This is a genomic window from Agrobacterium sp. LEGMi-208b (genome assembly GCF_059511785.1).
Genome location: NZ_CM183445.1, coordinates 1,328,055 through 1,346,597, shown reverse-complemented (window position 1 = coordinate 1,346,597; position 18,543 = coordinate 1,328,055). Strand labels below are relative to the sequence as shown.

Here is an 18,543-nt window from a genome sequence, read left to right as displayed (position 1 = left end):
TTTTGACCCGAGTTTGCCAAAAGGGTGGGGCATCCGGCTTTCGGTCGGCAGGCTCCATTGGGGGCGGAAAATGCTGGTTGCCGCAAGCGAGGCGGAAAAGGCGAAGGGTTTCCACGTCCATCTCGAAGATGGCGATATCGCAGCCTTGATGCGGGCTCTGCTTAAAAGCGAGCGCCGCGTGCAGAAACTCGAGCTTTCCGCAACGACCGTCTGGATCAAGCGCCAGGGCACGGAAACGCCGTCCTGGTGGATAAAGCTGCAGACCTTTCTCGCAAAGCTGCTTCCCTATACCTTCATGCGCCCATCGCCGCCGCTTGACGGCGCAGGCCTGATGCGCCGTGAACTCGAAACGCTGCAGGTCTTCAAGGCCCGCGGGTTTCCCGTTCCGCCCATCATCTATTCTTCGTTGACGGCCGTTGTCCTAGGGGATGTCGGGCCCACCATCATGGAGCGCATGGACGCGATAAAGGCCACCAAGCCCGCGGACCATGATGCCCTGCTGGTAAAATCCGCCGAGGCGCTCGGCGAATTGCACGCGGCAGGCCTTTGCCACGGGCGCCCGCATGTGCGCGACTTTTTTCTCGAAGACGGCCGCGTCGGTTTCATGGATTTCGAGGAGCGACCGCAGGAGGTCATGCCGCTTGAGACGGCGCAGGCCCGCGATATCTGGCTGCTGTTTCTGCAGGTCGCGACACGCGCTTGCGATGCGCCGAAAACCTGCGATGCGGCCTTCGCCCGCTGGCGCGAAAATGCCCCGCCCCGGGCACTTGAAGAATTAAGCCGCCTGACCGGCATTCTCGGGCGATTTTTACCGCTTGCCCGGTTGATCGGGCGCGTGCGGATGGGTAGTGATCTGCGACGCTTTATCATGGCGACCGACTATCTGATGAATGCTGTGAACCCCGAAGCCGCTCTCAAAAAAACCGGCAAGGCAGGAAAAGATGACTGAACTTGATACCTTGAAATCGCAATTGATGTCGGAGATCGCCGCCGCTGCCGATGAGCCGGCCATCGAAGCCGTGCGCGTTTCCGCGCTGGGCAAGAAGGGCTCGGTTTCGGAGCTTCTGAAGACGCTGGGCAGCATGACCCCGGAAGAGCGCCAGACCCGCGGCGCTGCCATCAACCAGCTCAAGACCGAAATCACCGATCTCATCGGCGAACGCAAGAACGCCCTGAAGGATGCCGCCATCGCCGCCCGGCTGAAGGCGGAAACGGTGGATGTCAGCTTGCCGGTTCGCCAGTCCCCGGCCGAGCGTGGCCGCATTCATCCGATCAGCCAGATCGTCGATGAAATCACCGCCATCTTCGCGGATATGGGTTTCTCGATCGCCGAAGGTCCCGATATCGAGACCGATTATTACAATTTCACGGCGCTGAATTTCCCTGAAGGCCATCCGGCCCGCGAAATGCACGACACCTTCTTCTTCCAGCCGGACGAAAAGGGTGAGCGCAAGGTGCTGCGCACGCACACCTCGCCGGTGCAGATCCGCACCATGGAAAGCCAGAAGCCGCCGATCCGCATCGTCATTCCCGGCAAGACCTATCGTCAGGATTCCGACGCCACCCATTCGCCGATGTTCCATCAGGTCGAAGGCCTTGTCATCGACAGGAAGGCGCATGTCGGCAATCTGCGCTGGGTGCTGGAAGAGTTCTGCAAGACCTTCTTCGAGGTCGACAGTGTCGTCATGCGCTTCCGCCCGTCCTTCTTCCCCTTCACGGAGCCGAGCTTCGAGGTGGATATCCAGTGCGACCGTTCCGGCCCGATCGTCAAGTTCGGCGAGGGCAAGGACTGGATGGAAATCCTCGGCTGCGGCATGGTGCACCCGAATGTGCTGCGCGCCGGCGGACTGGATCCGGATGAATATCAGGGTTTTGCCTGGGGCATGGGCCTCGACCGCATCGCCATGCTGAAATACGGCATGCCTGATCTGCGCGATTTCTTCAACGCCGATGTCCGCTGGATGAACCATTACGGCTTCCGCCCGCTCGACATGCCGACGCTGTTCGGCGGTTTGAGCGTTTAATCCGGTTAGCCAAGGAGCAAAGACATGAAATTCACTCTTTCCTGGCTGAAAGAGCATCTGGATACCGATGCGACGCTGGACGAGATTTGCGAGCGGCTGACGGCAATCGGCCTCGAGGTCGAAGAAGTTGACGACAAGGCGGCTTACAAGCCTTTTGTCATTGCCAAGGTGGTTTCCGCTGAAAAACACCCTGAGGCCGACCGCCTCAAGGTGCTGATGGTCGATGCCGGTGATGGCAAGCCGGTGCAGATCGTCTGCGGTGCGCCCAATGCGCGTGCCGGCCTCGTTGGCGCGCTCGCACGTCCCGGCATGTATGTGCCCGGCATTGATGTCACGCTTGCCATCGGCAAGATTCGTGGTGTCGAAAGCCACGGCATGATGTGCTCCGAAAAGGAGCTCAACATTTCCGACGATCACGACGGCATCATCGACCTGCCGCAGGATGCCCCTGTCGGCACGTCTTTCGCCACCTATGCCGGCCTCGACGATCCGGTCATCGAGATCAACCTTACGCCTAACCGCCCGGATTGCACCTCGATCTACGGCATCGCCCGCGATCTTGCCGCGTCAGGTCTCGGCAAGCTGAAGACGAAGCCTGCGCCGTCCTTCAAGATTGAAGGCGCAACCCCGGTTACGGTGAAGCTGGAGCTGGACGACGCGGCGCTCTGCCCCGGCTTTTCGCTGCGTATCGTGCGCGGTGTCAAGAACGGCCCGAGCCCGAAATGGATGCAGCAGCGCCTGATGGCGATCGGCCTGCGCCCCATCAACGCGCTTGTCGACATCACCAACTACATGACCTTCGATCAGGGCCGGCCGATGCACGTCTTCGACGCCGCCAAGGTCAAGGGCGATCTCACGGTTCGCCGCGCGAAAGAGGGCGAGACCATTCTTGCGCTCGACCAGCGTGAATACAAGCTCGGCCCGAACAATGTCGTCATCGCCGATGAAAAGGGCCTTGAGTCCATCGGCGGCGTGATGGGCGGCGAACATTCCGGCTGCGATGACAATACCGTCGACGTGCTGATCGAATCCGCTCTCTGGGATCCGATCAACATTGCCAAGACCGGCCGTTCGCTCGGCATCATCACCGATGCGCGTTATCGTTTCGAGCGCGGCGTCGATCCGGACTATATGGTTCCGGGTCTGGAACGCACCACGGAACTGGTTCTGGAACTGTGTGGCGGCGTTGCCGGCGAAGCCAGGGTTGTCGGTTACAAGGGCCATCAGCCGAAGGTCGTGGATTTTCCGCTGGCGGAAGTGAAGCGCCTGACAGGTCTGGAAGTGTCGGCGGAAGAAAGCCTCGCCATTCTCAAGGGGCTTGGTTTTGGCGTCGAGGGAACGGGCGAACGCGTTTCCGTCACCGTGCCGTCCTGGCGTCCTGATGTCGACGGCAAGGCCGATCTGGTGGAAGAAGTCATGCGCATCCACGGCGTTGACAATATCAAGCCGGAACCGCTGGAAAACTTCGGTGCCGTCAATGGCCGTATCCTGACCACATTGCAGATCCGCACGCGTACCGCGCGCCGTGCCCTGGCAAGCCGTGGCATGCTGGAAGCCGTCACGTGGTCCTTCATTCCGGAAGCGCAGGCGAAGCTCTTCGGTGGCGGCTCGCCGGCCCTGAAGCTCGCCAACCCGATTGCGGCCGATATGTCGGACATGCGGCCCTCGTTGCTGCCCGGCCTTTTGACCGCCGCGCAGCGCAATGCCGACAAGGGTTATGGTGACGTCGCGATCTTCGAGGTTTCCGGCACCTATGAGGGCGATACGCCTGAGAAGCAGCGCCGCGTTGCCGGCGGTGTCCGCCGTGGCACGGCCTCGCTCGCAGGCAGCGGTCGCATGTGGTCGAATGCGGCCAAGGGCGGCGGCAAGCCGGTGGATGTCTATGACGCCAAGGCCGATGCGCTTTCAGTACTCGAAGCCTGCGGCCTGCCCATGGCCAATGTGCAGATCGAAGCGGGGGCACCTTCCTGGTATCACCCCGGCCGCTCCGGCACCATCAAGATGGGTCCGAAGGTCGTGCTCGGTTATTTCGGTGAATTCCATCCGAAAACACTGTCCGAACTGGATGTCTCCGGTGCCTATTGCGGTTTCGAGATTTATCTCGATGCCATGCAGGAGCCGAAGAAGAAGGCGACTCGCACCAAGCCGGCGCTTGAGCTTTCGCCTTTCCAGGCGGTCAAGCGCGACTTCGCCTTCGTTGTCGACAAGTCGGTTGAGGCGGGCGCCATCATCAAGGCCGCGACGAGCGCCGATCGCAAGCTGATCACCGGCGTCAATGTCTTCGATATCTTCGAAGGCGCATCGCTCGGCGAAAACCGTAAATCGGTGGCCATCGAAGTCCAGATCCAGCCGGTCGACAAGACGCTGACCGATGAGGATTTCGAAGCGCTGACGGCCAAGATTGTCGGCAATGTCGAGAAATCGACGGGCGGCGTTCTGCGCGCCTGACGGCAGCTTACGGAATGAAAAAAGCCGCGGCGGTTGCCGCGGCTTTTTGTTTTTAACGATTGGCCAATCGGGTCATGCGTTCCGGATAACGTTCCCCCGCAACCTTCGTCGGAGAGAGCAATGCGCCGAGGCTGGCGACTTCGTCGGCCGTCAGCGACACGTCCGCCGCCGCCACGTTTTTCTCCAGATTGGCGATTTTTGTGGTGCCGGGGATCGGTACTATAAAATCGCCCTGCGCCAGAACCCAGGCGAGCGCAAGCTGGCCGGCGGTAACGCCTTTTTCGGCTGCCATGTCCTCCAGCAGCTGGATGAGCGCCAGATTGGCATCGAAGTTTTCACTTTGGAAGCGCGGCAGGCTGCGGCGGAAATCGTCGGGCGCAAGCCCATCGAGGGATTTCAGCGCACCCGTCAAAGCGCCGCGGCCGAGCGGGCTGAAGGGCACAAAACCGATGCCGAGTTCACGGCAGGTTTCCAGCACGCCATTTTCTTCGGGATCGCGCGTCCATAGCGAATATTCGCTCTGAATGGCCGCGATCGGGTGAACGGCATGCGCCCTGCGAAGGGTCGCCGCGCTCGCTTCCGAAAGGCCGAGGGCCTTCACCTTGCCTTCCCGCACCAGATCAGCCATGGCGCCGACCGTCTCTTCAATCGCCACATCCGGATCGACACGATGCTGGTAATAGAGGTCGATGACATCGACACCCAGCCTCTTCAGCGAGGCTTCGGCAACGGCACGAACATTTGCCGGCGAGCCGTCGACCCCCTGGATCATCTCCGCCGAAGGTTTGCTGCCATCGATGCGGAAACCGAATTTGGTGGCGATGGTCACCTGGTCGCGATAGGGCTTCAAAGCCTTGCCAACGAGGGTTTCATTCTTGAACGGGCCATAAACTTCCGCCGTATCGAACAATGTGACGCCAAGCTCGACGGCGCGATGCAGCGTCGCGATGGAGCCGCTTTCATCATTCGAAGGGCCATAGGCATGGCTCATGCCCATGCAGCCAAGTCCGAGTGCGGAAACGGAGAGGTCTTTTCCGAGAATTCTGTGTTTCATCTGCCTGTCCTTTGTCAGAGCACGCCTTGAAAACCGTCCCGTGGTTTGGGCCGAGCATGTGTCCAAGACGCTGAATATACCCCTGGGAGTGGGTACGGGCAAAACATAACGCCTGGTGGTGGCAAAGATAATCGCTGCAAATCCGCTCGGCTTGTTCTATCATTTAGAACAATGAACCGTGTGCAACTCTCCCAGCTGGCCGTTCTCGCCGCCGTTGCCGAAGGCCGCAGCTTCCGCAAGGCCGCGGCTGAACTCGCCATTGCGCCGTCGGCCGTCAGCCATGCGGTGTCGTCGCTGGAGGCAAGCCTTGGCCTGCGCCTGCTTCACCGCACCACCCGCAGCGTTTCGCCGACGGAGGAGGGCAGGCGGCTTCTGGAAACATTGGGTCCGGCGCTCGCCGATATCGGCGCGGTCATCGAGACGCTGGCGGAACAGGGCGGAAGACCGGCCGGCCCCCTGCGTATCACCTTGCCGAGACTGGCCGCCGAGGATCTCATCGTGCCCCGGTTGGGCGAATTCCTGCGGCTTTATCCCGATATTTCACTCGAAATCTCAACGGATGATCGTTTCGAAGATATTGTCGCGAAGGGTTTCGATGCCGGTCTGCGGCTCGGGGAACACCTCGATGCGGATATGATTGCGGTGAAAGCCAGCGGCGCCTGGCGCGGCGCCATTGTTGGTGCTCCATCCTATTTCGCGGAAAACCCTCCGCCGCGCGATCCCAGGGATCTCATCCGGCACCGTTGCATCCGCCGTCGTTTCGCCAGTGGCCTTATCTATCGCTGGGAACTGGAGAAGAGTGGCAAGCCGCTGGTGGTCGATGTCCAGGGGCCTTTGATCCTGTCGGACCAGAGCCTTATTCGTCGGGCGGCAATCGATGGGGCAGGGCTGGCCTTCGTTTTCGAGCAGCGCGTCGAAGACGATATCAGGGAGGGCAGGCTCATCCGCGTGCTGGAGGACTGGTGCGCGCCCTTCGACGGCTTCTATATCTATTATCCCTCGCGCCGGCAGATGCGCCCGGCGCTGAGGGCTTTCGTGGATTTCTTCCGTTTCCGGGGATGATCAGAAGGTGATGCGATAGCGGATATGGCCGTCACTCTTCACATAGCTGTCGTAAAGCTTCTGGGCGCGGTGGTTGTCTTCGCCGGTGTTCCAGTAAAGCCGCGACCAGCCCTTCTCCTTGCAGATGGCGATAAGATCGTCCATCAGCGCCCGGCCGGTGCCTTTGCCGCGGATTTCACCATCAACGAAAAGGTCTTCCAGATAGCAGTCGGGCGTCTTCACCCAGGTAGAATCATGGAAGTGGTGAATGGCGAAACCGGCCATGCGATCACCGAGCAGCGCCACACGCATGGCGACGCGGGATGTAGGGTCGAGAATCCGCGCCCAGGTATGGTCGGTGACATCATCGGCAAGATCGACATCGTAAAAGGCGAGATAGTCGTTCCAGAGACGCAGCCATTCCGCCCGGTCAGCCGGCTTAGCGTCACGAATTGTAAGTTCCATCTTATGCGCCCGCCTTGTCGAGAAGCGTCATCATCTCGTCGGTCAGTTTCAGATCGACGGCACGTTTGAAGCTTTCAAGCTGGGACAGGCTTGTGGCGCTGGTAATCGGCGCGGTTATCGCCTTTTTCCGCAAAAGCCACGCCAGCGCGATATCGGCAAGTCTGGCGCCGGTCTCCACCGCCACCGCGTCCATCGCCCCCAGAACGGCAAGGCCGCGCGTGTTGACATATTCGCCGACCCGATAGCTGCGGGCGACACCCTCCGTATCGGCCTTGGCGCGGTATTTCCCGGTCAGGAAGCCGGCAGCGAGGCTGTAGTAGTTGATGACGCCAATCTCTTCTTTCACACAAAGATCGGCAAGCGGACCTTCGAAATCCGCGCGGTTATAGAGATTATATTCCGGCTGCAGCACATCGTAGCGGGGAAGATTGTTCTTCGCAGCCGTGTCCAGCGCATCCTGAAGCTGGCTGGCGGAATAGTTGGAGCAGCCGATGGCGCGGATTTTTCCCTGCTCCTTCAGCTTTGCGAAGGCGGCAAGCGTCTCTTCCAGCGGCACCTCCGTATCCGGTTTATGGGCGAGGTAGAGGTCGATATAGTCGGTTTGCAGCCGTTTCAGCGAAGCTTCGACGGCTTCCACGATCCACTTGGCACTGAGCCCCGTCTTCTGTCCGCGATTGTCGAAACCGACCTTGGTGACGATCACCGCATCCTCACGCCTGACGCTCGACTGCTTCAGCCATTTGCCGATGATCGCCTCGGATTCGCCGCCCACATGGCCGTCTACCCAGGCGGAATAGACATCCGCCGTGTCGATGGCGTTGAACCCGGCATCGAAAAAGGCGTCGAGCAGGGCAAAGGAAGTCTTCTCATCCGCTGTCCAGCCGAACACGTTGCCACCGAAGACGATCGGGGCGATGGAGAGGCCGGTGCGGCCGAGGCTTCGTTTTTCCACGGGGAATGCTCCTGTTGCTGTCTTGGTGGCAAGGTTAGCAACTGCCTGCCGACATAACCATTCAATTCCTTTGATGGCATTCATCAGGCGGCGGGAGGGCTGCGACAATCAGGCCTGAAAACCGCGATAATGGCTGGGCGGGTAACGATTGTGCTGCTGCCACACCCGCCGCAGGTGCCGGGCCGATGCAAAACCCGCCCGTTCGGCAATGGCTTCCATATCGAGACGGCTGTTGGTGAGAATGTCACGGGCGAGATTGACCCGCATCAGGTTGACGTAGTCGATGACGCTAATGCCGGTATGCTCGCGAAACAGGCGCGACAGATGCCTTTCGCTGAGCGCGGCAATATCGGCCAGCCGCTCCAGCGACCAGTCCTGCGCCGGCTCCGACATCACACGGTCCTGAACCCGATGAATGGCTGGGTGAATATGATTGCGGCCAGTGAGCCAAGGGGAGATTTGCGGATCGCTGCCGCTGCGCCTGAGATAAACGACCATGGTTTTGGCAATACGGGCCGCGACGGCCGGGGATGTCAGCCGGGACACCACATGCAGCATCAGGTCGATGCCGGTGGAAATGCCGGCGCTTGAGAAACGGTTGCCATCCTCGACGAAAAGGCGGTTCTCGGCCACCTGGGACAGCGGCGCGATGCGACGCAGCCCTTCAACGCAATCGGAATGGGTCGTGCAGTTGCGCCCGTCGAAAAGTCCTGCTTCGCCCGCCAGCAGGGCGCCGGAGCAGATGGAAATGACCGTTGTGTCGGGGCGCACCGCACGGCGCAACCATGCCGCCAGTGCCTGCCGCTCTCGCCGTGTCTCCGGATCGTTGTCGAAGCGTGACGTGCTGCCAGAGATCAGCAGGAAGGCATTTTCCGGCAGGCTCGCGGGCAAGCTCTCCAGCCCGGAGAGCCCGAGGCCGATTGAGGATTGTTGTTCGCCATTCACGGCAATGTAGTGGCAGACGAAATTGATGTCCTGCTGTTCGCCGTTGGCATAACGGATCACTTCGAGCGGACCGGCAATGTCTAGCAACAGCGCATGTGGCGGCACAAGCGTATAAAAGGGAATGGTGCGCGTGCCGCCTTTGTCCATCAGGCTGCCTCTTTTGCCGTGGCAAGCGCGTCGTTGACGGTGACGATGCGCGCGAAGCGGCCGGCAAGCACGAGTTCGGTCCGTTTGCGGATATCGTCCGGGCTGAAGACGGTGCCGGACGCATGTGTCATCGGGAAAGTCAGTGTTGCTTCGGTAACGTAGTCGACGCTGTAGCCAAGATCGGAAGCGTGGCGGGTGGTGGTTTCGCAGCATTGCTCGGTGCGGATGCCGGAGACGATCAGCCGGTTGATACCCTTCTGCGTCAGCCAGATTTCGAGGCCGGTGCCGGCAAAGGCCGAATGGCGGTTCTTGTGAAAGGTGACATCAGGGGTAATCCGCACCCCGTCCAGTGCACGGATATAGCCGCTGTCTTTCGAGAAGGCCTTGTCGCCATCGACATGGAAGATTTGCACAACGGGAATGCCCGCAGTTTTGGCGCCGTCGATCAGCGCCTGCTGCTTCTCCAGATAGGTGGCAAGCTCGCTTTCTTCGAAATAGGGGGCGTGACGAAAGGATTCCTGAACGTCGATAACAAGCAGTGCTGTATGGGAAGAGGACATTTCATGTTTCTCCATTAGGTTCATGCATAGCATAATTCTCTCTATAAGGTCGGGAGAAAAGCAGATATCCCGACAAAGAGAGGACAAATTCAGCCATCTCTGATTCTATCAAGCACCTGCGGCTTGTCAGCAGGCGTGACGGTGGTAAGTTTCCGATGGATGGCAGAGCGGGAGAATGGAATGCTGCGCTTCGGAATAATTTCAACGGCGAAAATCGCCCAGGATCACGTCATTCCGGCGATACAGGATACACAGAACTGCGTGGTCAGCGCCATCGCCAGCCGGGATCTCGCCAAGGCGCGCGCGGTTGCGGATCGTTTTTCCGTGCCTCATGCTTTCGGCTCCTATGAGGAAATGCTGGCATCTGATGTCATCGACGCGGTTTACATTCCGCTTCCCACATCGCAGCACGTGGAATGGACCATCAAGGCGGCCGATGCCGGCAAACATGTTCTGTGCGAAAAGCCGATTGCTTTGAAGGCAGGGGAAATCGACACCCTGATTGCCGCGCGCGACCGCAACCGCGTTGTCATCTCGGAAGCCTTCATGGTCACCTATGCGCCCGTCTGGGCGAAGGTGAAGGAATTGTTGGGCTCGGGCGCGATCGGGACACTGAAGCATGTGCAGGGTGCTTTCAGCTATTTTAATCGCGACCCCGGCAATATGCGCAATATTCCCGAACTGGGTGGCGGTGCCTTGCCCGATATCGGCGTCTACCCGACCATCGTCACCCGCTTTGCCACGAATGCGGAGCCGAAACGCGTGCAGGCGACCGTCGAGCGCGATAGTGAATTCGGCACCGATATCTATTCCAGCGTCAGGGCCGATTTCGGTGATTTCGAACTGAGCTTTTATCTGGCGACCCAGCTTGCCGCCCGCCAACTGATGGTTTTCCATGGCACGGACGGCTACATCGAGGTCAAGTCGCCCTTTAACGCCAATCGCTGGGGTGCGGAAGAGGTCGAGCTGACCAATCAGGCCCATAACCAGTCGCAAATCTTCCGGTTTCAGGATAGCCGCCAATATAAGCTGGAGGCGGAGGCCTTTGCCCGGGCGGCGAAGGGTGAGGGTGACGTCGTCACGCTGGAAAGCTCGAGGAAAAACCAGCTTTTCATTGACGCTATCTACCGGGCGGCGGAAAAGGATGGCTGGGAAGCGGTTTAATCCTGATCTTGCCGTTGCTTTTGAAGCCGCCAATAACCGTAAAGCGCCAACGCCAGTGCCGCGAGTGCTGAAAAGGCAAGCGGGACGAGTGGCTGCACCAGCGGGTTACGCCACTGCAGCAGGGCAAACAGCCCGACGCTGACGATGCGTGAGGTGAGTGTGACGGCATTCGTCAGAAAGCTGTTCAGCCTGGCTGATTCCTCACCATTTGCACGGTTCAGCCGCCAGCTTGTTGCAAGCCCTGCTGCTGCGCCCGGCAAACGGGCTGCCAGCGGATCAACGCCGAGATAGAAAATAAGCAGGCAGGTAACGGCAAGGTCAGCGGCCAGTCCACAAATCTCGGTCAGCGCAAAATGCGGAAGCCTCAAGGCCGTAAGCTTTTAAAGCGTAGGCTGGGTGGAACGCGGGCGCTGCAGCACCAGAAGGCTGATAACGACACCCACGACGCCGAAATTGTAACCGGCGAGTGCCAGAAGCAGCGACATCAAGGGCACTGCCGCCGAAGAAAGTGCGATCGCTACGCCATAGGCGGCGATAATCATCATGCAGATAAAAACGATGCTGAAAACCGAACGGAGCGCAACTGCGGTTACGCCGAGCACTGTGGCGGTAAGAAAAATCATGATGCCGCCTCCTCTTTGGTTGCCGGGCCTGGGGCAAGACGTAACGCCGTCTTCCCTAATGAACCCTTGTTTTCTCCTCCAATCCCCATTTTCCTAACTCGTTAGTTGAGGATATGGTTTCATCGTCGTTAAAATGGGGCGTGCCGGTGCCGGCATTTCCGAATCGACGGGTTTTGGTTACAAACGGGCATGAGCGATATCTTCTCCCACGCAGCATTGAGCAATCTTGCCGAATTCTCGGTGTCCGAACTGTCGGGTTCCATCAAGCGAACGGTGGAGACGGCTTTCGAGCAGGTGCGGGTGCGCGGTGAAATTTCTGGCTATCGTGGGCCGCATTCGTCCGGACACGCCTATTTCTCGCTGAAGGACGATCGCGCCCGTATCGATGCGGTGATCTGGAAAGGCACCTTCTCGCGGCTGAAGTTCCGCCCGGAAGAGGGCATGGAAGTCATCGCCACCGGCAAGGTCACAACCTTTCCCGGCTCGTCGAAATATCAGATCGTCATAGAAAGCCTCGAACCGGCCGGTGCCGGCGCGCTGATGGCGCTTCTCGAAGACCGCCGCCGGCGTCTGGCGGCGGAAGGGCTGTTCGATCCGGCCCGAAAGCGTCGCCTGCCGTTCATGCCGCATGTCATCGGTGTCGTCACCTCGCCCACCGGCGCGGTCATTCGCGATATTCTTCACCGCATCTCGGATCGTTTTCCCGTGCATGTCGTCGTCTGGCCGGTCAAGGTGCAGGGCGAAGGCTCGGGCGAGGAGGTGGCGAACGCCATTCGCGGTTTCAACGCGCTGAAGCCCGGTGGCGAAATTGCGCGGCCGGATGTGTTGATCGTCGCGCGTGGCGGCGGCAGTCTGGAGGACCTCTGGAGCTTCAACGACGAAATCGTCGTGCGTGCGGCTGCCGAAAGCGAAATCCCGCTGATTTCCGCCGTCGGGCATGAAACCGATACGACCTTGATCGACTACGCCGCCGATGTGCGCGCGCCGACACCGACGGGCGCTGCCGAGATGGCGGTGCCGGTGCGGGCGGAACTCGAAGCGCAGCTCTCTGGACTTGCCGCGCGTCTTTCAGGCTCGGTATCGCGGCAGATGGACAATCGCCGTCAGGGTGTGCGTGCGCTGGTGCGCGCGCTGCCGTCTCTCGATCAGCTTCTGGCCCTGCCGCGCCGCCGTTTCGACGAGGCCGCGAGCGGTCTCAGCCGCGGGTTGGAAATGACAACCCTCAACAAGCGCCGCACCTTCGAACGGTCCACCTCGGGTCTCAGGCCTGAAACGCTGCTGAACGGCCTTAAACAGCACAGACAACGGATTGCCGAGCGCATGCACCGGGCAGAGGCCCTGGTGGAGCGCCGTCTGCTGCGGGGAAAAGGCCGTGTCGATGCCTTCGATTCCGCGCTGCGTTCGCTTCCCGCCCGTCTGCTCGGCCAGCTGGAGCGGCAGAAGGAACGCACCATCACCGCCGCACGCCGTGCCGACACAGCCGTGCTGCACCGCATGACGCAGAACCGTGCGGGCCTTGCCGCCCATGATCGCATCCTGCAATCGCTGTCTTATAAAAACGTGCTGAAGCGCGGTTATGCCGTGATCCGCGATGAGGAAAACCGGCCGCTGACGCGTGCAGCGGCCATTGCCTCCGGTGCGGTGGTATCGATGGAATTTGCCGATGGCCGCGTCTCGGCCATTACAACGGGAGAGGGTGCGCCATCCCCTGACACTCCCGTAGTGTCAAAAAAGAAGCCGGCGAAACCGGCTTCTTCCGGCCCTAGCAATCAGGGCAGCCTGTTCTGATCAGATCGATGCAGCATCCGAAAAACGCCGGCTGACGGTGAAGGTCTTTTCGATATCTGGATGCAGCTCCATGCCAAGGCCGGCCCCCGGCGGCACGGTGATCATGCCGTTTTTCACTTCCGGCAATGCGGTGACGAGATCACGATACCAGGTCTTGTAGAAGGCGCGCACGCTTTCCTGCACCAGCGCGTTCGGCGCATTGAGCGACAGATGGGTGGAGGCGCAGAGCACCACTGGCCCGGTGCAATCATGCGGGGCGACCGGCAGATGCCAGGCTTCCGCCATGGAAGCGATCTTGCGTGCCTCCGAAAGCCCGCCGCACCAGCTGATGTCGAGCATCACCACACCGGCCGCACCCGTTTCCAGGAGATCGCGGAAAGCCCAGCGGGAACCAAGCGTCTCCGATGCGGAAATCGGCGCGGGCGAAACGGCGGCATAACGCGTCAGGCTGGAAAGGCTGTCCATCTTGATCGGGTCTTCATGCCAGAAGGTCTGGTAGGGGGTGAGAGCCTTGGCGATCTGCATGGCGGGCAGAAGCTGCCACATGGAGTGAAACTCCACCATGATATCCATCTTGTCGCCCACCGCCTTGCGGATTTTTTCGAACGGCTCAAGCGCGCTTTTGAGGTCCGGCATCGAAATATATTGCCCGCGCGTCTTTTCCGCCGCCGCATCGAAGGGCCAGATCTTCATGGCCGTGATGCCGTCTTCCAGCAGCGAGTGGGCAAGTTCGTCAGCGCGGTGCAGGAAGCCGTTGAGGTCGTCATAGTCCTTGCCGCTGGAGAGGCCGTAATTGGCCGTCTGCTGCCCTGTGGCCTTCTTGATATATTCGGTACCCGCGCAGGTATTGTAGGTGCGGATTTCCTTGCGGCTGAAGCCGCCGAGAAGCTGGGCGATCGGCTGGTTGGTGGCCTTGCCGAAAATATCCCACAGCGCGATATCGAAGGCGGAATTGCCACGCACTTCCGCGCCCGATGAGCGGAAACCGAGATAACCGACAAGGTCCTGCGCCAGAAGGTCGATCTGCAGCGGATCGCGACCGATCACGCGGGGCGCGATATATTCATGCACATAGGTCTCCACCGTCTCCGCTCCGAAGAAGGTTTCGCCAAGCCCGGTAATGCCCTCATCGGTATGGACCAGAACCCAGAGCAGGTTCGTCCGTTCCGCCACGCGGACGGTCTCGAGTTTCGTGATTTTCATGAAGTGTTTCCTCCTCCAGAGGCAGGTCGTGCTCCGTATGGAACGGTGTTTGAAAAATCAGGCGATGCCGGCGGCCAGAAGTGCGTGCACGCTTTCATCGAAATGCCGCGCCATCAGCGTTGAGGCTGTTTGCGGATCGCCGGCGGCAATGGCCTGCCCTATGGCGATGTGAAGCTCGCTTGCGGCATGGCGCTGCGCATCGGATGTGCGGCTTTTCCAGCCGATTGGCCATGTCTGGCGCGTCACGTTCTGGAAAGCGCCGAGAATGAGTTCGAAAACCGGGTTCTTGGAGGCCCTGGCGACGGCGAGGTGAAAGGCAAGGTCGTGTTCCATGACCTTGTCATTGTCGCCGAAATCCCGTTCCATATTGTTGGCGTGGTCGAGAATGGTGAGTGCTTCCGCATCCGTCCGCCTGAGTGCCGCGAGCGTCACGGTTCTGACTTCGATCGTGCGGCGCACATCGTAGATCTGCTGGATATTGATTTGTTCGGTATGAATGCCGTGCTCGAACATCAGCGACATGGCGCCATGATCCAACGTCGCCACCGTTGCGCGCTTGCCGGCGCTGACATCGATCAGCCGCATGGCCGACAAAGACCGGAAAGCCTCACGGACGACAGTGCGCGAAACGCCGAGTTGCTGCGAGAGCGAAAGCTCGCTGGGCAGCTTCGCGCCGGGCGCAAGTTCGTTTTCCCTGATGTGACGGGTGATCGCGCCGATCGTGCTGCTGACGAGACCGGATTCATTTGAAATGGCGTTATACATTTTTCCTCCAACCTGTAGTACAGGTTTATGGAGAATTGCTTACAGGGTTTTTGGGCGCGAAACAAGCGCCATCACGAAGCCCTTGTGTGTTTATTCGGCCGAAAAAGCCTATTCTTCGAAATCCCGCAAAAAACGTTTCAGCAGCTGGTTCAGCGTCGCACGCTCTTCTTCGCTGAGACCGGCGACCAGGCGGTGCTGGTTTTCGACGTGAGCGCCCGCCGCTTCCTCGACAATGGCAAACCCCTGTTCCGTCAAAGATATCAAGACGCTGCGCCGGTCGTTCGGGTTATGGATGCGCTCCACCAGTCCGGCTTTTTCGAGCTGGTCGATCCGGTTGGTCATGGTGCCGGAGCTCACCATCGTCATGGCCAGGAGATCGCCGGGGGAAAGCCGGTAGGGTGAGCCGGAGCGCCGCAATGTCGCCAGCACATCGAAAGCGGAAGAGGAAAGCCCGTGCTTCAGCAGCACCGCCTCCACCTCCCGGCCGAGATGGGTGCTGAGACGGTTCAGGCGCCCGAGCAGCCCCATGGGGCCGACATCCAGATCGGGTCGCTCCCTGCGCCATTGCGCCAGAATGTGGTCGACGTGGTCCAGCGGTTCTTTGCTCATCACCAAGGCATAACAATTGATATCTTGACGTCAAGATAAAATCGGCTAGATTGCATTTATCTTGATATAGAGATTCTTGAAATGAAGAAAAATACGACCTATGCCGCCGATGTGCTGGTGACCGCCCTTGCCCCCGCCATCTGGGGAACCACCTATTTCGTCACGACCGAATTTTTGCCGCACGGCTATCCCTTTCATGTCGCGATGCTGCGCGCATTGCCGGCCGGTGTGCTTTTGCTGCTTTTCGTGAGAAGGCTGCCGCAAGGTATCTGGTGGCCGCGCAGCTTCATTCTGGGGGCGCTGAATTTCTCGTTCTTCTGGGCGATGCTTTTTGTCTCGGCCTATCGGCTGCCGGGCGGCGTGGCGGCCACTGTGGGCGCAGTCCAGCCGCTCATCGTCATTGGCCTTTCCCGGCTGTTTCTCGCGGCACCCGTCCGGCCGCTGGCCATCGCGGCCGGTTTTCTGGGCATTGTCGGCGTCGCGCTTCTGGTTCTGGCGCCGGGTGCTGCGCTGGATGGTATCGGTGTGGCCGCGGGTCTTGCCGGCGCCGTATCCATGGCTTTTGGAACGGTGCTGACCCGCAAATGGCGACCGCCGGTGTCGAACCTCACATTCACTGCCTGGCAATTGACGGCGGGCGGCATTCTGCTGCTGCCCGTCGCCTGTTTCCTGGAGCCGGCCCTTCCGACGCCGACAGCGGCCAATATTCTCGGCATGGCCTATCTAGGAATTATCGGTGCCGCCTTGACTTATTTCCTGTGGTTTCGCGGGCTTGCCCGCATCGAACCGTCCGCCGCGGCATCGCTCGGTTTTCTAAGCCCGGTCGTTGCAACCCTGCTTGGCTGGCTGGCGCTTGGCCAAAGCCTCGCGCCAGCGCAGATCGCCGGTTTCGTTGCGGTGCTTTTCAGCATCTGGCTCAGTCAGCGCAGCCAGTTGCCGCGATAGGTGTCGTCAGGCCCATTCACCCTTGCGTATCACCGGAACCGTGGAGCCATCCGGCTTCACACCGTCAATATCCACCTTGTTGGAACCGATCATCCAGTCGATGTGGATCAGGCTAGAATTGCCGCCCTGTGCCTTGATCTCATCCTGCGACAGCGAAGCGCCGTCGAGGAAGCATTTCGAATAGCATTGGCCAAGTGCGATGTGGCAGGAGGCGTTTTCATCGAACAGAGTATTGTAGAACAGGATGCCGCTTGCCGAAATCGGTGAGGAATGCGGCACCAGCGCCACTTCGCCAAGACGCCGCGCTCCTTCGTCGGTATCGAGCACCTTGTTCAGCACCGCTTCACCCCTGGAAGCCTTGGCTTCGACGATACGGCCAGCCTCGAACTTCACCTGGATATCGTCGATCAACGTTCCCTGATGTGAGAGCGGCTTGGTGCTAGAAACGTAACCGTCAACCCGCAGCGCATGCGGCGTGGTGAACACTTCTTCCGTCGGGATATTCGGGTTGCAGGTGACACCGTTCTTGGCGGTGGAGGCGCCGCCATGCCATTCGTGGCCGTCCGCCAGGCCGATCTTCACATCCGTACCGGGGCCGGTAAAATGCAGCGCGGAGAAGCGCTCGCCGTTCAGCCATGCCGAACGTTTGGCAAGGTTGGCATTGTGCTGCGCCCAGGCCGCCACCGGATCGGCCACATCCACCCGCGATGCGGCGAAGATGGCATCCGCGAGCTTGCGGACCGCTTCGTCTTCCGTCACATCCGGAAAGACCTGCTTTGCCCAGGAAGGGTTCGGATAGGAGATGATGTTCCAGTTGATGTCGAAATTGGAAATCTTCTCCAGCGCCGGCTTGTAGGCGGTGGAGTTGGCCTTGTTGGCGCGCGCCACCTTGGCCGGGTCCTGTTCGGCCAGCAGCATGGGATTGTCGCCGGCAATCGCCAGCCGCGCCGCGCCATTGGCATAGGCCTTCGCCATGCCTTCATAAAGCCAGCCGGAAGCCCGGTCGAAATTGGCGTCGCTGGCATGGCGATAGCGCGCCAACGTGGTTTCCTCATCGGAATAGAAGGTGGTGACCAGTCCGCCACCCGCCATATAGGCGTGTTTGGTCAAAAATCGCACCAGCGGCAGGGCTGCCAGCGGCGCGGTAATCACCAGATCCTGATCTTTCTGCAATTGCAGGCCGACCTTGACGGCGACTTCGGCCAGTTTTTCGAGTTTGACGGGATCGATGGGGGAAGCGGTCATGATCTGCCTTCGTCTATTTCAATCGGAGGCGCCGACCATAGCCCATTCCTTCCGAAAGCCAAATGCTTTCAGGCGCGCCCCTTGCGCTTCAATCGGCGACCAGCGGCGCGGCAATGGCCTTCAGCGCCGTTTGGGCATCGTGGGGCGAAAGCCTCACCTGCAAGCCACGCTGCCCGCCATTCATGTAGACATAATCATGCGCCATGGCCCCGGCTTCGATGGCCGTCGGCACCTGTTTCTTCTGCCCGAAAGGGCTGATGCCGCCGACATGGTAACCGGTGGCCCGTTCCGCATCGGCAGGCTTCATCATGCTGGCGGATTTGCCTCCGAAGGCAGCGGCCAGCTTCTTCATGCTGACCTCTCGGTCCGAGGGGACGACAACGCAGACCGGTTTGCCGTCCAATTCCGCCATCAGCGTCTTCAGCACCAGATGCGGGGCCTCACCGATCGCCTCGGCCGCCTGCAGGCCGATCCGATCGGCATTCGGGTCGTAGTCATAGGTGACGGTGGTGAAGGCAACGCCGGCCTTCGTCAGCATCTGGGTGGCGCGGGTCGTTTTGGACAT

19 protein-coding genes are annotated in these 18,543 nt (G+C 60.2%); 7 read left to right on the top strand and 12 right to left on the bottom strand.

Annotation, left to right across the window (positions count from 1 at the left end):
- The first annotated feature begins 70 nt into the window (after positions 1–70).
- The 3 genes from AC5YUO_RS06690 to pheT are packed head-to-tail and all read left to right on the top strand — an operon-like array spanning position 71 to position 4,472.
- Positions 71–949 (top strand): phosphotransferase, encoded by an 879-nt coding sequence (locus tag AC5YUO_RS06690; protein WP_496154687.1) that lies wholly within the window; start codon positions 71–73, stop codon positions 947–949.
- Positions 942–2,024 (top strand): phenylalanine--tRNA ligase subunit alpha, encoded by a 1,083-nt coding sequence (gene pheS, locus AC5YUO_RS06685; protein WP_496154686.1) that lies wholly within the window; start codon positions 942–944, stop codon positions 2,022–2,024. Before AC5YUO_RS06690 ends, pheS begins: the two co-directional genes overlap by 8 nt.
- Before the next feature lie 24 nt (positions 2,025–2,048).
- Positions 2,049–4,472, top strand: a complete 2,424-nt coding sequence (gene pheT / locus AC5YUO_RS06680; protein WP_496154685.1) for a phenylalanine--tRNA ligase subunit beta — start codon at positions 2,049–2,051, stop codon at positions 4,470–4,472.
- Positions 4,473–4,524: 52 nt separating this feature from the next.
- On the opposite strand, the gene AC5YUO_RS06675 is transcribed toward pheT, so the two are convergent.
- Positions 4,525–5,526 carry an aldo/keto reductase gene (locus AC5YUO_RS06675; protein WP_496154684.1) on the bottom strand — a complete coding sequence of 334 codons (1,002 nt, stop codon included), beginning with the start codon at positions 5,524–5,526 and terminating at the stop codon, positions 4,525–4,527.
- Between the two features lie 171 nt (positions 5,527–5,697).
- On the opposite strand from AC5YUO_RS06675, the gene AC5YUO_RS06670 reads away from it, so the two are divergent.
- Positions 5,698–6,588: a LysR family transcriptional regulator gene (locus AC5YUO_RS06670; protein WP_496154683.1), complete on the top strand. Its 891-nt coding sequence runs from the start codon at positions 5,698–5,700 to the stop codon at positions 6,586–6,588.
- Here the strand turns inward: AC5YUO_RS06670 and AC5YUO_RS06665 are convergent, their stop codons facing one another.
- From AC5YUO_RS06665 to AC5YUO_RS06650, 4 genes are all read right to left on the bottom strand, one after another.
- Entirely contained in the window at positions 6,589–7,032 is a 444-nt protein-coding gene (locus AC5YUO_RS06665; RefSeq protein ID WP_496154682.1) for a GNAT family N-acetyltransferase, read from the bottom strand. It lies immediately after the preceding gene.
- A 1-nt stretch (position 7,033) separates the two neighbouring features.
- Positions 7,034–7,984, bottom strand: a complete 951-nt coding sequence (locus AC5YUO_RS06660) for an aldo/keto reductase (protein ID WP_496154681.1) — start codon at positions 7,982–7,984, stop codon at positions 7,034–7,036.
- A 108-nt stretch (positions 7,985–8,092) separates the two neighbouring features.
- Positions 8,093–9,076, bottom strand: coding sequence for a GlxA family transcriptional regulator (locus AC5YUO_RS06655; protein ID WP_496154680.1), 984 nt, complete (start codon positions 9,074–9,076; stop codon positions 8,093–8,095).
- A complete protein-coding gene (locus AC5YUO_RS06650) occupies positions 9,076–9,636 on the bottom strand; it encodes a cysteine hydrolase family protein (RefSeq protein ID WP_496154679.1) in 561 nt (186 codons plus the stop codon). The genes AC5YUO_RS06655 and AC5YUO_RS06650 overlap by 1 nt, the downstream gene beginning before the upstream one ends.
- A 180-nt stretch (positions 9,637–9,816) precedes the next feature.
- Here AC5YUO_RS06650 and AC5YUO_RS06645 point away from each other — a divergent pair, with 180 nt between their 5' ends.
- Positions 9,817–10,800 (top strand): Gfo/Idh/MocA family protein, encoded by a 984-nt coding sequence (locus AC5YUO_RS06645; protein ID WP_496154678.1) that lies wholly within the window; start codon positions 9,817–9,819, stop codon positions 10,798–10,800.
- Here the strand turns inward: AC5YUO_RS06645 and AC5YUO_RS06640 are convergent.
- Entirely contained in the window at positions 10,797–11,168 is a 372-nt protein-coding gene (locus AC5YUO_RS06640; RefSeq protein WP_496154677.1) for a GtrA domain-containing protein, read from the bottom strand. The genes AC5YUO_RS06645 and AC5YUO_RS06640 overlap by 4 nt on opposite strands.
- Positions 11,169–11,180: 12 nt before the next feature.
- Entirely contained in the window at positions 11,181–11,423 is a 243-nt protein-coding gene (locus AC5YUO_RS06635; RefSeq protein WP_496154676.1) for a hypothetical protein, read from the bottom strand.
- Between the two features lie 189 nt (positions 11,424–11,612).
- On the opposite strand from AC5YUO_RS06635, the gene xseA reads away from it, so the two are divergent.
- The gene (gene xseA, locus AC5YUO_RS06630; RefSeq protein ID WP_496154675.1) at positions 11,613–13,211 is read left to right on the top strand and encodes an exodeoxyribonuclease VII large subunit; all 1,599 of its coding nucleotides are present in this window, start codon (positions 11,613–11,615) and stop codon (positions 13,209–13,211) included.
- Here xseA and AC5YUO_RS06625 read toward each other — a convergent pair whose 3' ends face one another.
- The 3 genes from AC5YUO_RS06625 to AC5YUO_RS06615 form a co-directional block, all read right to left on the bottom strand.
- Complete coding sequence (locus AC5YUO_RS06625) at positions 13,212–14,414, bottom strand: mandelate racemase/muconate lactonizing enzyme family protein (protein WP_496154674.1); 1,203 nt, start codon at positions 14,412–14,414, stop codon at positions 13,212–13,214.
- 57 nt (positions 14,415–14,471) lie between these two features.
- Positions 14,472–15,179: a FadR/GntR family transcriptional regulator gene (locus tag AC5YUO_RS06620; RefSeq protein ID WP_400816147.1), complete on the bottom strand. Its 708-nt coding sequence runs from the start codon at positions 15,177–15,179 to the stop codon at positions 14,472–14,474.
- A 108-nt stretch (positions 15,180–15,287) separates the two neighbouring features.
- Positions 15,288–15,788, bottom strand: a complete 501-nt coding sequence (locus AC5YUO_RS06615) for a MarR family winged helix-turn-helix transcriptional regulator (RefSeq protein ID WP_400816149.1) — start codon at positions 15,786–15,788, stop codon at positions 15,288–15,290.
- Between the two features lie 81 nt (positions 15,789–15,869).
- Between AC5YUO_RS06615 and pecM the strand changes: the two genes are divergently transcribed.
- Positions 15,870–16,733 (top strand): 4-hydroxybenzaldehyde efflux transporter PecM, encoded by an 864-nt coding sequence (gene pecM, locus AC5YUO_RS06610; RefSeq protein WP_496154673.1) that lies wholly within the window; start codon positions 15,870–15,872, stop codon positions 16,731–16,733.
- A 6-nt stretch (positions 16,734–16,739) separates the two neighbouring features.
- On the opposite strand, the gene AC5YUO_RS06605 is transcribed toward pecM, so the two are convergent.
- On the bottom strand, positions 16,740–17,978 hold the full coding sequence (locus AC5YUO_RS06605) for an aminopeptidase (protein ID WP_496154672.1): 1,239 nt from the start codon (positions 17,976–17,978) through the stop codon (positions 16,740–16,742).
- Positions 17,979–18,066: 88 nt separating this feature from the next.
- Positions 18,067–18,543 carry a Cys-tRNA(Pro) deacylase gene (gene ybaK, locus AC5YUO_RS06600; protein WP_496154671.1) on the bottom strand — a complete coding sequence of 159 codons (477 nt, stop codon included), beginning with the start codon at positions 18,541–18,543 and terminating at the stop codon, positions 18,067–18,069.

What these genes read in the sequence shown, in the direction of transcription:
- AC5YUO_RS06665 (WP_496154682.1), bottom strand. Translation starts at nt 7,032, where the DNA reads ATGGAACTTACAATTCGTGACGCTAAGCCGGCTGACCGGGCGGAATGG.
- AC5YUO_RS06690 (WP_496154687.1), top strand. Translation starts at nt 71, where the DNA reads ATGCTGGTTGCCGCAAGCGAGGCGGAAAAGGCGAAGGGTTTCCACGTC.
- AC5YUO_RS06645 (WP_496154678.1), top strand. Translation starts at nt 9,817, where the DNA reads ATGCTGCGCTTCGGAATAATTTCAACGGCGAAAATCGCCCAGGATCAC.
- ybaK (WP_496154671.1), bottom strand. Translation starts at nt 18,543, where the DNA reads ATGTCCAAAACGACCCGCGCCACCCAGATGCTGACGAAGGCCGGCGTT.
- AC5YUO_RS06635 (WP_496154676.1), bottom strand. Translation starts at nt 11,423, where the DNA reads ATGATTTTTCTTACCGCCACAGTGCTCGGCGTAACCGCAGTTGCGCTC.
- AC5YUO_RS06605 (WP_496154672.1), bottom strand. Translation starts at nt 17,978, where the DNA reads ATGACCGCTTCCCCCATCGATCCCGTCAAACTCGAAAAACTGGCCGAA.
- AC5YUO_RS06620 (WP_400816147.1), bottom strand. Translation starts at nt 15,179, where the DNA reads ATGTATAACGCCATTTCAAATGAATCCGGTCTCGTCAGCAGCACGATC.
- pecM (WP_496154673.1), top strand. Translation starts at nt 15,870, where the DNA reads ATGAAGAAAAATACGACCTATGCCGCCGATGTGCTGGTGACCGCCCTT.
- AC5YUO_RS06625 (WP_496154674.1), bottom strand. Translation starts at nt 14,414, where the DNA reads ATGAAAATCACGAAACTCGAGACCGTCCGCGTGGCGGAACGGACGAAC.
- pheT (WP_496154685.1), top strand. Translation starts at nt 2,049, where the DNA reads ATGAAATTCACTCTTTCCTGGCTGAAAGAGCATCTGGATACCGATGCG.
- AC5YUO_RS06670 (WP_496154683.1), top strand. Translation starts at nt 5,698, where the DNA reads ATGAACCGTGTGCAACTCTCCCAGCTGGCCGTTCTCGCCGCCGTTGCC.
- AC5YUO_RS06655 (WP_496154680.1), bottom strand. Translation starts at nt 9,076, where the DNA reads ATGGACAAAGGCGGCACGCGCACCATTCCCTTTTATACGCTTGTGCCG.
- AC5YUO_RS06650 (WP_496154679.1), bottom strand. Translation starts at nt 9,636, where the DNA reads ATGTCCTCTTCCCATACAGCACTGCTTGTTATCGACGTTCAGGAATCC.
- AC5YUO_RS06675 (WP_496154684.1), bottom strand. Translation starts at nt 5,526, where the DNA reads ATGAAACACAGAATTCTCGGAAAAGACCTCTCCGTTTCCGCACTCGGA.
- AC5YUO_RS06615 (WP_400816149.1), bottom strand. Translation starts at nt 15,788, where the DNA reads ATGAGCAAAGAACCGCTGGACCACGTCGACCACATTCTGGCGCAATGG.
- pheS (WP_496154686.1), top strand. Translation starts at nt 942, where the DNA reads ATGACTGAACTTGATACCTTGAAATCGCAATTGATGTCGGAGATCGCC.
- xseA (WP_496154675.1), top strand. Translation starts at nt 11,613, where the DNA reads ATGAGCGATATCTTCTCCCACGCAGCATTGAGCAATCTTGCCGAATTC.